General features: G+C 71.9%; 12 protein-coding genes. 10 read left to right on the top strand and 2 right to left on the bottom strand.

The window, feature by feature from the left end:
• Positions 1-334: 334 nt before the first annotated feature.
• The 3 genes from FV234_RS19135 to greA all read left to right on the top strand — a co-directional run bounded on the left by FV234_RS19135 (position 335) and on the right by greA (position 2646).
• The gene (locus FV234_RS19135) at positions 335-973 is read left to right on the top strand and encodes a hypothetical protein (protein WP_147831045.1); all 639 of its coding nucleotides are present in this window, start codon (positions 335-337) and stop codon (positions 971-973) included.
• A 132-nt stretch (positions 974-1105) separates the two neighbouring features.
• Positions 1106-2092, top strand: coding sequence for an MDR family oxidoreductase (locus FV234_RS19130; RefSeq protein ID WP_147831043.1), 987 nt, complete (start codon positions 1106-1108; stop codon positions 2090-2092).
• 86 nt (positions 2093-2178) lie between these two features.
• Entirely contained in the window at positions 2179-2646 is a 468-nt protein-coding gene (gene greA, locus FV234_RS19125; protein WP_147753384.1) for a transcription elongation factor GreA, read from the top strand.
• On the opposite strand, the gene FV234_RS19120 is transcribed toward greA, so the two are convergent.
• Positions 2633-3550 (bottom strand): LysR family transcriptional regulator, encoded by a 918-nt coding sequence (locus tag FV234_RS19120; RefSeq protein ID WP_147831041.1) that lies wholly within the window; start codon positions 3548-3550, stop codon positions 2633-2635. The two genes, greA and FV234_RS19120, sit on opposite strands and share 14 nt — an antisense overlap.
• A gap of 140 nt (positions 3551-3690) precedes the next feature.
• Between FV234_RS19120 and wrbA the strand changes: the two genes are divergently transcribed.
• Positions 3691-4290 carry an NAD(P)H:quinone oxidoreductase gene (wrbA, locus tag FV234_RS19115; protein ID WP_147831039.1) on the top strand — a complete coding sequence of 200 codons (600 nt, stop codon included), beginning with the start codon at positions 3691-3693 and terminating at the stop codon, positions 4288-4290.
• Positions 4291-4463: 173 nt separating this feature from the next.
• On the opposite strand, the gene FV234_RS19110 is transcribed toward wrbA, so the two are convergent.
• Complete coding sequence (locus FV234_RS19110) at positions 4464-5465, bottom strand: L-threonylcarbamoyladenylate synthase (protein ID WP_147831037.1); 1002 nt, start codon at positions 5463-5465, stop codon at positions 4464-4466.
• 214 nt (positions 5466-5679) lie between these two features.
• On the opposite strand from FV234_RS19110, the gene FV234_RS19105 reads away from it, so the two are divergent.
• The 6 genes from FV234_RS19105 (at position 5680) to FV234_RS19080 (ending at position 12060) form a co-directional block, all read left to right on the top strand.
• Positions 5680-7425, top strand: a complete 1746-nt coding sequence (locus tag FV234_RS19105) for an acyl-CoA dehydrogenase (RefSeq protein ID WP_147831035.1) — start codon at positions 5680-5682, stop codon at positions 7423-7425.
• 190 nt (positions 7426-7615) lie between these two features.
• Positions 7616-8383: an enoyl-CoA hydratase-related protein gene (locus FV234_RS19100; RefSeq protein WP_147831033.1), complete on the top strand. Its 768-nt coding sequence runs from the start codon at positions 7616-7618 to the stop codon at positions 8381-8383.
• Positions 8384-8412: 29 nt separating this feature from the next.
• Positions 8413-9222: an SDR family oxidoreductase gene (locus tag FV234_RS19095; RefSeq protein ID WP_147753768.1), complete on the top strand. Its 810-nt coding sequence runs from the start codon at positions 8413-8415 to the stop codon at positions 9220-9222.
• Between the two features lie 34 nt (positions 9223-9256).
• A complete protein-coding gene (locus FV234_RS19090) occupies positions 9257-10117 on the top strand; it encodes an NAD(P)-dependent oxidoreductase (protein ID WP_147753764.1) in 861 nt (286 codons plus the stop codon).
• An 83-nt stretch (positions 10118-10200) separates the two neighbouring features.
• Positions 10201-11205, top strand: a complete 1005-nt coding sequence (locus tag FV234_RS19085; RefSeq protein ID WP_147753763.1) for a magnesium transporter CorA family protein — start codon at positions 10201-10203, stop codon at positions 11203-11205.
• A 90-nt stretch (positions 11206-11295) separates the two neighbouring features.
• Entirely contained in the window at positions 11296-12060 is a 765-nt protein-coding gene (locus FV234_RS19080) for an SOS response-associated peptidase (RefSeq protein WP_147831031.1), read from the top strand.
• Positions 12061-12071: the final 11 nt, after the last annotated feature.

Raw genomic sequence — 12071 nt, 5'->3', positions numbered from 1 at the left:
TCGGATAACGAAGCTCGCTTCGATCGTAGCGGGTCCGGTTCTCAGTCGTCCACATCGGCAGCCTCCACACAGGCAGCCTTGAATCACAAACCCCTCACCTCACTCAATATGTCGCCGGACAGACACTAAGGCCGGAAGACGAGCCGGTTTCCGAGATCAAATTTAGCGAGGATTTACTTACGTAGACGGTAACTACGTAGTCCGGATCGAGGGTTAATTTTACCCTACTTTCCAATAGTGCTTGCTTGTACAGCAACCCGACGGCCTCTTGAGCGTCGAGATGAGCGCGCCCTTCGCGTCATCCCACTCGTTCCGCGTATCAGAGGAAGCCGTCATGACCGCGCCGGTCGCCCGAAACACCCTGCTCTTCGCCGCCTTCGCCGGTGCCGTCCTCGTCGCATCGCCCGCTTCGGCCGGCGGCTGCTACGGCTCCGAGTGCTACCGCCACGTCTCGACCCCGCCGGTGTTCGACACCGTGCAGGAGAACGTGCTGGTGCGCCCGCCCCGCACCGTCTACCGCACCACGCCGCCGGTCTACGACACCGTGTCGGAGCGGGTGATGGTCTCGCCCGGCGGCCGCTCGTGGCAGACCCGCCGCGGCCCCTACGGCGAGCTGATCGGCTGCTGGGTCACCACCCCGCCGCAATACACCGTTCAGCACCGCCGCGTGCTGGTGCAGCCGGCCCAGTCCATCCCCGAGACGATCCCGCCGGAATACGCCAGCGTGAGCCGTCGCGTCCTGGTCGCGCCGGCCCGCTCGGGCTGGGTGCCGGTCGGAGGCGGCTACGGTGGCGGCGGCTACGGTGGCGGCGGTTACGGCGGCGGCTACCAGGGCGTGGGCTACCAGGGCGGCGGCTTCGGCGGCCCGCGGATCGGCTCGATCCCGGACGCCGTCGGCATCGCCGGCGCGAGCTCGGCCGACATCGGCGTCGGCCTCGGCTTCTCCTCGGGCAGCGTCTACGACGGCTACTGATGCCCAGTCTCATGGGTCGAAACCCATGAGATCTGACGTGAACGCCACGACCCGCCGGAGCCGGCCCCCCCGGCGGGTTGATTTCGCGGAAGCTGCGCCACAGGTCCCCCCGACAAGCAGCGGGAGGCGAGCATGGCGCGGTTCAAGGCCTGGGTGATCGAGAAGGGCGAGGCCGGCCAAAACCTGTCCTTCACCGATTTCGACGAGGCCGACCTGATGGACGGCGACGTCACCGTCCGCGTCACCCATTCCTGCCTGAACTACAAGGACGGGCTGGCGATGACCGGCGCGTCGCCGGTGGTGCGCCGCTTCCCGATGATCCCCGGCATCGACTTCTCCGGCGTGGTCGAGGCCTCCGATCATCCTGAGTACAAGCCCGGCGACGCGGTGGTTCTCACCGGATGGGGCGTCGGCGAGACGCATCTCGGCGCCTACGCCGAGAAGGCGCGGGTGAAGGGCGACTGGCTTGTGCCGCTGCCCGCCGGCCTCTCGCCCGAGCAGACGATGGCGATCGGCACCGCCGGCTACACCGCGATGCTCTGCCTGATGGCGCTCGACGCCCACGGCGTGACACCGAAGGACGGCCCGGCCCTGGTCACCGGCGCCTCGGGCGGCGTCGGCTCGGTCGCGGTCGCGCTGCTGGCGCGGGCGGGCTGGCACGTGATGGCCTCGACCGGCCGCGCGGGGGAGGCGGATTACCTGAAATCCCTCGGCGCCGCCGAGATCGTCGACCGCGAGGAACTCGGCAAGCCCGGCCGGCCGCTGGGCAAGGAGCGCTGGGCGGCGGCGATCGACGCGGTCGGCTCGACGACGCTCGCCAACGTGCTGGCCCAGACCAAGGCCGACGGGGCGGTCGCCGCCTGCGGCCTGGCGCAGGGCATGGACCTGCCGACCTCGGTCGCGCCCTTCATCCTGCGCGGGGTGTCGCTGCTCGGCATCAACAGCGTGACGACCCCGCAGGCCAAGCGCCGCGCGGCCTGGGCGCGGCTCGCCGCCGAGCTCGACCTCGACAAGCTCGCGGCGATGACGAACCGCATCGGCCTCGCCGAGGTCGGCGGCCTCGGGCCCGACATCCTCTCGGGCAAGGTCCGCGGGCGGACGGTCGTCGAGGTCGGCTGAACCCGCGCGGCCTCGACTGGCCGCCCGCGGGTGATTGAGTCGGCGGCCGAACGGAACCGCGGCGCAAGCTCGGGCATTCTTGCCGCATGAGCATTGCATTCGTTCGCGAGAAGGAGGGCGGGGAAGCCTTCGAGGACCTCCCCGACCGCCCGATCTCCCCCCACACCAACTTCGTCACCCCGGCCGGGCTCGAGCAGATCGAGAAGGAGGTCGCGCGCCTCCAGGCGGAGCAGGCCAAGCTCACGCCCGACGACAAGGCCGACACCGCTCGCGTCACGCGCGACCTGCGCTACTGGACGACGCGGCTCGGCACCGCCCAGCTCGTCGAGGCGGTCGAGGGCGACACGGTGCATTTCGGCTCGACGGTGACGGTCCAGCGCGAGGACGACGCCCGCCAGACCTTCCACATCGTCGGCGAGGACGAGGCGGACCCGGCCAAGGGCTCGATCGCCTACGTCGCCCCGCTCGCCCGGGCGATCACCGGCAAGGGCGTCGGCGACGTCGTCGAAGTGAACGGGCAAGAGGTCGAGATCTTGGAGATCAAGGCCGGCTGAGCACGAGCTCGCGCGCCCGGCGCTCGGGCAGTGGCCGCCCTTCCAGCATCGGGCGCAACGCCACGACCGCGTCGCCGACGAAGTCCATGAAGGCCCGGACGCGCACCGAGTGGCGCAGGTCCGGGTGGGTCAGCATCCACAGGCTGTCGGCGAAGGGCGGCTCGGCCGACCCGATGCGGCGCAACGCCGGTCGCGCGTCGGCGCTGAGGCAGGGCAGCAGCCCGATCCCGATGCCGGCCTCCACCGCCTCGCACAGTCCGGTCACCGTGTTGAGCCGAAGCGTGATGCGCTCCGGGTCGCCGTGCTCGGCGACGAAGCGCAGGAACCGCCCGTCGCCGACCGCCTCCGACAGCGTCACCCAATCCGCCCGGCGCGGGTCCGCTTCCGCTCGGTCGGCGCGGCCGTAGAGCGCCCAGCCGAGGGTCGCGAGGCGGCGCCCGAACAGGTTGGGCGACGGGTCGTTGCTGGCGCGCACCGCCACGTCCGCGTCCCGGCGCGAGAGGTTCAGCGCGTCGTCGGACACCACCACGTCGAGGTGGATGCCCGGGCGGTGCGCGCGGAACGCGGCGAAGATCGGCATCAGCAGGTCGGTGACGAGGCCCGACGGCGCGGTGACCCGGAGCTGGCCGGTGGGTTCGGAGGCGCGCCCGGCGACCTCGCGCGCGAACTGCGACGCGGTCTCCTCCATGGCGCCGGCCGCCGCGACCATGGCGGTCCCGGCCTGCGTCGCCGCGTAGCCGGTGCGCGCGCGCTCGAACAGGCGGGTGCCGAGCGCCGCCTCGATCGCCGTCAGGCGCCGGAACGCCGTCGAGTGGTTGATGCCGAGCCGCGTTGCGGCCGCCGTCAGCCCGCCGTGGTCGGCGATGGCCTTGACCAGGCGGAAGTCGTCCCAGGGCCTCGCCATCTCTCGACCTTGCACGCATGCAAGACCGTTCTTGCAGATTGGGGCATTTGCGCAAGGCCCGGCCGGGACGATCTTGCAGCCAGGGCGAGGCGGCCGCCGATCCCGGCCCGGCCGCCCGGCCCTGCGAACGGAAGCCGACGATGACCAAGATCCTGGTGCTGTACTATTCCTCCTGGGGCCACGTGGAGACGCTTGCCCACGCCGCCGCCGAGGGCGCCCGCAAGACCGGCGCCGAGGTGCACGTGAAGCGCGTGCCCGAGCTGGTGCCGGAGGAGGTCGCGCGGCAGTCGCACTACAAGCTCGACCAGTCCGCCCCGATCGCCCAGCCCGACGAGCTCGCCGACTACGACGCGATCATCTTCGGGACGCCGACCCGCTACGGCAACATGGCCGCGCAGATGAAGCAGTTCATCGACCAGACCGGCGCCCTCTGGGCGAAGGGCGCGCTGGTCGGCAAGGTCGGCTCGGTGTTCACCTCCACCGCCACGCAGCATGGCGGGCAGGAGACGACGATCACCAGCTTCCACACCGTGCTCCTGCACCACGGCATGGTGATCGTCGGGTTGCCCTACGCGTTCCAGGGGATGAACGACGTCGGCACGGTGGCGGGCGGCACGCCCTACGGCGCCAGCACGATCGCGGGCGGCGACGGATCGCGCCAGCCGAGCGCGGTGGAACTCGACGGGGCGAAGTTCCAGGGCCGGCACGTGGCCGGGATCGCCGCCAAGCTCGCGGGCTGATCCGCGCCGGCGGCTCCGGCCATCGCGCCGGGGCCGCCTGAGGACAGCACGCAAGAAAAAAGGCTCGGATTGCTCCGAGCCTGAAAGGGAAAAGGCCATTGGGGGCTGAACTGGCCTTCGTGGATGGGAAACACCCCGCCCACGCATCGGTTCCGCGACGCGCAACAATTATTTCAGCGCGGCGCCGCGGCCCGTCCGAGGCGGTCGAGGATCGCCTCGCCGAGGCCGTCCGCGGGGATCGGCGACACCGCGATCGTCGCCGCGCCGTAGGCGTCGAGGTCGCGCAACGCCGCGAACAGCCGGGCGGCGGCTTCCGCGAGATCGCCGCGCGGGCTGAGGTTCAGCACGGCCCGCGCCTGCGCGATCCCGGCGGGCCGCGAGGCTCCGAACAGCAGCACCGCCTCGTCGGGCTCGATCGCCGTCGCATCGAGGCGCAGGCGCGCGCGCGGGGCGTAGTGCGAGGCGAGAAGCCCCGGGCCGACGGGCCGGGCCGCGGCGTCCGGCGCCGAGGCGTCGAGCGCCGTCCCGAGAACCGACAGGATCGCTGCGCGGGTGATGCCGCCGGGCCGGAGCAGACGCGGCGGCCCGCTGAGGCAGGCGATCACCGTCGACTCGACGCCGACCGGGGTCTCGCCGCCATCGAGCACGGCGGCGATCCGCCCGTCGAGGTCGGCGAGGACGTGGTCGGCCCGCGTCGGGCTGACCCGGCCCGAGCGGTTCGCCGAGGGCGCCGCGACGGGCCGCCCGACCGCGGCGAGCAGGTCGCGGGCGAGCGGGTTCGACGGCACCCGCAGCGCGACGCTCGGCAGGCCGGCCCGCGCCAGGTCGCAGACGCGGGTGCCGCCGGTCGCCGGCACCACCAGGGTCAGGGGACCGGGCCAGAACGCCTCGGCAAGGCGCAGCGCGAAGGCGTCGAAACGACCCTCGGCCTCGGCGGCCGCACGGTCCGGCAGATGCGCGATCAGCGGGTTGAAGCGGGGGCGCGCCTTCGCCGCGAAGATCCCGGCGACCGCCTCGGCGTCGGTGGCGTCGGCGCCGAGGCCGTAGACGGTCTCGGTCGGGAACGCGACGCAGGCGCCGGCCCGGATCAGGCGCGCGGCCTCCGCCACGCCCGCTCCGTCGCTGGAAAGCTGGGTCGTCGCGCCGGGCGCAGGGATTGACGCGAGATCGTTCATATATAAACCATCTCCGGCGGTGACGGCGGGGCCGGTTCGGGCGTATGCCGTCAGCGGAGGGCGTGGGCCGAAGCGCCTTTCACGGAAGAGGGGTCGGGCTGCGCGGAAAGCCGGCGGCCGGGTCTTTCGGGGGCTGCACTAACGCGGCCCCGCGGCGACGGTCAAACGAGACGCCGAGGCGCGGGCGAACCGCGCCGGGCGGGAGGACATGCCGATGAGCTACCGCGCGCCCGTATCCGAGATGATGTTCACCCTGCGCCACGTCGCCGGCCTCGACGGCGCCGGCGCGGTGAGCGTCGAGGACGCGGACGCCATCCTGACCGAGGCCGGGCGGCTCGCGGGCGACGTGCTGGCGCCGCTGAACCGCGTCGGCGACCGCCACGGCGCGACGCTTTCGAACGGCGTGGTCACCATGGCACCGGGGTTCGCCGCCGCCTACAAGACCTTCGTCGCCGGTGGCTGGAACGGGCTCACCGCCGACCCGGACCATGGCGGCCAGGGCCTGCCGCAGGTGCTCGACGCCGCCTGCACAGAGATGTGGAACGGCGCCAACCTCGCCTTCGGCCTGTGCCCGCTGCTGACCGCCGGCGGCATCGAGGCGCTGGCGGCGCACGGCTCCGAGGACCTGAAGGCGCGCTACCTCGGCAAGCTCGTCTCCGGCGAGTGGACCGCGACGATGAACCTGACCGAGCCGCAGGCCGGCTCGGACCTCGCCGCCCTGCGCACCCGCGCGGAGCCGGCCGGCGACGGCAGCTACCGCATCGTCGGCTCGAAGATCTACATCACGTACGGCGCCCACGACATGGCCGACAACGTCGTCCACCTCGTGCTCGCCCGCCTCAAGGACGCGCCGTCGGGCACCCGCGGCATCTCGCTGTTCCTGGTGCCGAAGGTGCTCCCCGACGGGTCGGAGAACGACCTGCGCTGCTCGGGGCTGGAGCACAAGCTCGGCATCCACGCCTCGCCGACCTGCTCGATGGCGTTCGGCGACCGGGGCGGCGCCACCGGCTGGCTCGTCGGCGAGGAGAATCGCGGGCTCGCCTGCATGTTCACGATGATGAACAACGCCCGCCTCGGGGTCGGGCTGCAGGGCGTCGGCGTCGCCGAGGCGGCGACGCAGCGGGCGCTCGCCTACGCCCGCGAGCGCAGGCAAGGAAAAGCGGCGGGCTCCGCCGAGGCGAGCCCGATCGTCGCCCACCCGGACGTGCAGCGCATGCTGCTGACGATGAAGGCCTACACCGCAGCCGCCCGCGGCATCTGCTACCTCACCGCGGCCGCCCTCGACGCCGCCGAGGGGCCGGAAGGCAAGGCGGCGCTCGACCGCGCCTCGCTGCTGACGCCGGTGGCCAAGGCCTTCTCCACCGACATCGCCAACGACGTCGCCTCGCTCGGCGTGCAGGTGCATGGCGGCATGGGCTTCGTCGAGGAGACCGGCGCGGCGCAAGCGATGCGCGACGCCCGCATCCTCGGGATCTACGAGGGCACCAACGGCATCCAGGCGATCGACCTGACCGGCCGCAAGCTGCCGCTGAACGACGGAGCCACGGTGCGGGCGCAGATCGCCGCCATGCGCCGGGTCGCCGAATCCCTGCTCAAGGCCGCCGACTCCGACCTCGGTCACGCCCCGGCGCGGCTGCGCGCCGGCATCGAAGCCCTCGACCAGGCGACGAGCCATCAGCTCGCGAGCCTCAGGTCCAACCGGCCGGAGGCGGCGCTCGCCGGCGCGACCCCGTATCTGCGCCTGTTCGGCCTGGCCCAGGGCGCGGCCTGCCTCGCCCGCGAGGCGCTGGCCTCACGCGCCGCCCTGAAGGCCGGAGAGACCGACCCGGCCCATGCCGGGCGGATCGCGCTGGCGCGCTTCTTCGCCGAGAACCTGCTGCCGGCGACGGAAGGCCTGGCCCAGGTGGTGATCGACGGCGGCGGGTTTCTGGACGACGCGGGCGCGGTTCTGACGGGGTGACGTCAAGGTCCTCGCCCGTCATTCCGGGGCCGCGCAGCGGAGCCCGGAATCCAGAACCGCAGGTGGCGCCTTTTCGAGCACGGTTGGCGGCTCTGGATCCCGGGCTCGCCTGCGGCGCCCCGGGATGACGGGGTTGGGACGGAAGCGGTGCGGTTCGCGGCGCGATTTGGAACGAACCGGGGAGGCGGACATGAGCGAGCAGATCACGATCACCGACGGAGCGGACGGCGTCCGCTCGATCGTCCTGAACCGGCCCGAGAAGAAGAACGCGCTGACCGGGGCGATGTACGACGCGATGCGCGAGGCGCTGGCCTCCGCCGACGCGTCGGACGCCATCGGGGCGGTGGTGTTCTCCGGAATGCCCGGCAGCTTCTGCGCCGGCAACGACATCGCCGACTTCGTCACGCGGGCGGAGAAGGCGTTCAGCGAAGCGCCCTCGCTCCGCTTCATCCGCCAGCTGGCGCGCACGGCGACGCCGATGGTCGCGGCGGTGGACGGGATCGCGGTGGGCATCGGCACGACGCTGACGCTGCATTGCGACCTCGTCTACGCGAGCCCGGCGGCACGCTTCCGCATGCCGTTCGTCGAGCTCGGCCTCGTGCCGGAGGCGGCCTCGAGCTACCTGCTGCCGCGGCGGGTCGGGCGCCTCAAGGCGACCGAGCTGCTGCTACTTTCCGAGATGTTCGGGGCGGACGCGGCCGAATCGCTCGGCCTCGTCAACGCGGTGATGCCCTCCGACATGCTGCTGGAGCACGCGCTCGCCCAAGCCGCGCGCCTCGCCGCACTGCCGCGGGGCGCCCTCGCCGCATCGCGAAAGCTGATCCGCGGGGATCAGGCCCAGGTCGAGGCGGCTTTGGACGCCGAGGCCGAGGCGTTCGACCGGCAGCTGCGCACGGAGGAGGCGCAGGGCGCGTTCCGGTCGTTCCTCGCCCGGTCGAAGCCCGGCCCGAGGTCGTGAAGCCGGACCTCAGCCAGAAGGTCTGCCTCGTGGCGGGCGCCTCGCGCGGCGTCGGGCGGGGCATCGCCCGGGCGCTCGGCGAGGCCGGCGCCACGGTCGTCGTCACCGCCCGCTCCAGCGAGACCGGGCCGCGCACCGAGCAGCGCTCCGAATCGATCGAGGACACCAGCCGCGAGGTCGACGCGGCCGGCGGCGACGGGCACCACTACCTCTGCGACCACACCAGCGAGCGCGCCGTCGACGAACTCGTGCACTGGACACTGCGCCGCTTCGGCCGCATCGACGTGGCGGTGTCGAGCGTCTGGGGCGGCAACGAGGGCTACGACGGCGAAAGCTACCCGGACGGGACCGGCTGGGGCACGCCGTTCTGGCGCCGGTCGGCGGAGCCGTTCGCGGAGTTCGCCCGCGTCGGCCCCTATCCCGGGCTGCTGCTCGCCCGCGCGGTGGCGCCGGCGATGGTCGCGGCCGGGTCGGGGCTGATCGCGCTGGTCTCCTTCGGCACCGCGGAGGGCTACCTCGGCGACGTCTACTACGACCTCGCCAAGGCGACGACGAACCGCCTCGCCTTCGCCTTCGGAGAGGAACTGCGCCCGCACGGCGTGACGGCGCTCGCGCTCTCGCCGGGCTTCGTGCGCACCGAGCGCGTCTGCGACCTCGGGCAGGGTGCGCTCGCCACCGAGAGCCCGCTCTACGCCGGCCGCGCCCTGGCGGCGCTCGCCGCCGACCCCGGCGTGATCGCCCGGACCGGCTTGGTGATCCACGCCGGCGACGTCGCGGCGGAATACGGTTTCACGGATGCCGACGGGACGCGGCCCGCCCGCTTCCGGATCGCGCCGTGACACGAATCCTCGACACGAACCCGCGGAGGACGCGATGACCGGCACCCTGGCCAAGAAGACCCTGTTCATCACCGGAGCCTCGCGCGGCATCGGGCTCGCCATCGGCCTGCGCGCGGCCCGCGACGGGGCCAACGTGGTGATCGCGGCCAAGACCGAGACGCCGCACCCCAAGCTCGAGGGCACGATCCATACCGCGGCCGCGGCGATCGAGGCGGCCGGCGGCCGGGCGCTGCCGCTGGTGGTCGACGTGCGCGACGAGGATTCGGTGCGCCAAGCCTTCGCACGCGCCGCGGAGACGTTCGGCGGCGTCGACATCGTGGTCAACAACGCCAGCGCGATCTCGCTGACCCCGACGAAGCAGACCGAGATGAAGCGCTTCGACCTGATGCATCAGATCAACACGCGCGGCACCTACATGGTCTCGAAATACGCGCTTCCCTACCTGGAGAAGGCGGACAACCCGCACATCCTGATGCTTTCGCCGCCCCTCGACATGGCGGAGAAGTGGTTTTCGCCGCACCTCGCCTACACCATGGCGAAGTTCGGCATGTCGCTGTGCGTGCTCGGGCTCGCGGGCGAGCTGCGCAGGTCGGGCATCGCGGTGAACGCGCTGTGGCCGCGGACCACGATCGCGACGGCCGCGGTCAACAACCTGCTCGGCGGCGAGGCCCTGATGCGGGCGAGCCGGACGCCCGAGATCGTCGCGGACGCGGCCCACGCGCTGTTTCTGAAGCCGGCTCGCGAGATCACCGGCCAATTCCTGATCGACGACACGTTCCTGTCGCAGAACGGCGTCACGGATTTTTCGCAATACCGCGTCACCGCCGGCGTGCCCCTTGCGCCGGACTTCTTCGTGCCGGATGCAAGCACGCCGCCGCCCCACGCGCTCGATTGAGCGCAAGGCAAAGAGACGCGCTCGACTGAGCGCGAAACCCAAAGACGCGCTCGCCCGAGCGCCCATCCCCAGGTTCGCCCTTCGTGATCTTCATCCACCAGCCGGTCACCGGCACCGGCCAGATGCTGCTGGAGCGCCGCCCCCTCGAACTGCAGGACGCGATCCCCGACGACACCGTCTGGCTCGACATGATCAAGCCGACGCGGGAGGAGGACCTGAAGGTCGAGGCCTTCATGGGCATCCAGGTGCCGACCCGGGAGGAGATGAAGGACATCGAGCCGTCGGAGCTGCTCTACGTCGAGGACGGCGCCCGCTACATGACCGGGCGCGTGCTCTCGAAGGTCAGCGATTCGGAGGATCCGGGGCTCGCCGGCATCACCTTCATCCTGCAGGGCCGCAAGCTGGTGACGGTGCGCTACGAGGAGCCGCAGGCGTTCCGGATGTACACCCAGCGCGCCGGCCGGGCGACCGGGAGCGGGCCGACGGGGACGCCTTCGGGCGAGACCATCCTCGCCGGCCTGATCGAGGCGGTGATCGACCGGGCCGCCGACGTGCTCCAGCTCCAGGGCGAGCGCATCGACCGGCTCTCGGGCAAGATCTTCGAGGTCCAGGACGACCCCTCCGCCCGGAACACCGCGCTCCAGGACACGCTGCGGGCGCTCGGCCGCCACGGCGACCTGATCTCCAAGCAGCGCGAGAGCCTGGTCTCGATGGAGCGCATCCTGCTCTCGCTGTCGGCCACCTACCGGACCGCCAAGGCGCCGCGCGAGCTGCGCGAGGACGTGCGCTCGACGCTGCGCGACCTGCAGTCGCTGGAAGAGCACGCGACCTTCCTGTCCTCGAAGATCCAGTTCCTGCTCGACGCGACGCTCGGGCTGGTGAACCTCGAGCAGAACAACATCATCAAGCTGTTCTCGGTCATGGCGGTGGTGTTCATGCCCCCGACGCTGATCGCCTCGATCTACGGGATGAACTTCAAGGCGATGCCGGAGCTGGAATGGAGCTTCGGCTACCCGATGGCGGTGGTGATGATGGTGGTCGCCGCCGTGCTGCCCTACGTGTTCTTCCGCTGGAAGAAGTGGCTGTAGGCTGCCGTCGCGCGCCGCGGCAGTGCGAACGTCGCGAAAGGCGAGCGTCGCGAGAAGGCGAGCGTCGCCGGCGGACAGGAGCCCCTGGGAATGTGCGGACGCTTCTTCATCGCCCAGGCGCCCGAACTCTTCGCCGAATTCTACGACTACCCCGAGCGCCCGAACTTCCCGCCGCGCTACAACGTGGCCCCGACGCAGCCGGTGCCGATCGTCGTCGGCGAGGGCGGGGCGCGGCACTTCCGGCTGGTGCGCTGGGGCTTCTGGCCGAGCTGGCTCAAGGACCCCAAGACCTTTCCGCTGGTGATCAACGCCCGGGTCGAGACCATCCTGGAGAAGCCGACCTTCCGCGGCGCGGTGCGCCACCGGCGCTGCGTCTTCCTGGCCGACGGCTTCTACGAATGGCGCCGCGAGGGCACAGGCCGCAACACCGTGCGGACGCCCTTCGCGATCTCGCGCGCGGACGGCGCCCCGATGGCGCTCGCCGGCCTGTGGGAATCCTGGCTCGGGGCGGACGGCTCTGAGATCGACACGGCGGCCATCGTCACCACCGGGGCGAACGGCACCATGGCGGCGGTCCACGACCGGATGCCGGCGATCCTCTCGCCCGAGCAGGTCGCGCCCTGGCTCGACACGCGCGACGTGGACCAGGCCGAGGCGGCGGCCCTCTGCCGCCCGTGCCCCGACGAATGGCTCCGCCTCGATCCCGTCTCCGACCGGGTGAACGCCGTGCGCAACGACGACGCGGCGCTGATCGCGCCCGTCGGGCGCCCCCGTCCGGCGCCGACGCCGCCGGACCTGCCCGCCGCAGAGAAGCCGCGCTCCAGCGACGAGGACGAGCAGGGGACTCTGTTCTAAGCGTAGGACTT

The sequence above is a fragment of the Methylobacterium sp. WL8 genome (assembly GCF_008040045.1).
Taxonomy (GTDB): Bacteria; Pseudomonadota; Alphaproteobacteria; order Rhizobiales; family Beijerinckiaceae; genus Methylobacterium; species Methylobacterium cerastii.
Note: the sequence above shows the minus strand (reverse complement) of the source record. Positions and strands in the feature narration are given on the sequence as shown.

Coding starts and splice junctions, on each gene's coding strand:
- FV234_RS19135 (WP_147831045.1), top strand. CDS start 335: ATGACCGCGCCGGTCGCCCGAAACACCCTGCTCTTCGCCGCCTTCGCC.
- FV234_RS19120 (WP_147831041.1), bottom strand. CDS start 3,550: ATGGCGAGGCCCTGGGACGACTTCCGCCTGGTCAAGGCCATCGCCGAC.
- FV234_RS19100 (WP_147831033.1), top strand. CDS start 7,616: ATGAGCGAGCAGATCACGATCACCGACGGAGCGGACGGCGTCCGCTCG.
- FV234_RS19130 (WP_147831043.1), top strand. CDS start 1,106: ATGGCGCGGTTCAAGGCCTGGGTGATCGAGAAGGGCGAGGCCGGCCAA.
- FV234_RS19105 (WP_147831035.1), top strand. CDS start 5,680: ATGAGCTACCGCGCGCCCGTATCCGAGATGATGTTCACCCTGCGCCAC.
- FV234_RS19090 (WP_147753764.1), top strand. CDS start 9,257: ATGACCGGCACCCTGGCCAAGAAGACCCTGTTCATCACCGGAGCCTCG.
- FV234_RS19080 (WP_147831031.1), top strand. CDS start 11,296: ATGTGCGGACGCTTCTTCATCGCCCAGGCGCCCGAACTCTTCGCCGAA.
- FV234_RS19110 (WP_147831037.1), bottom strand. CDS start 5,465: ATGAACGATCTCGCGTCAATCCCTGCGCCCGGCGCGACGACCCAGCTT.
- wrbA (WP_147831039.1), top strand. CDS start 3,691: ATGACCAAGATCCTGGTGCTGTACTATTCCTCCTGGGGCCACGTGGAG.
- greA (WP_147753384.1), top strand. CDS start 2,179: ATGAGCATTGCATTCGTTCGCGAGAAGGAGGGCGGGGAAGCCTTCGAG.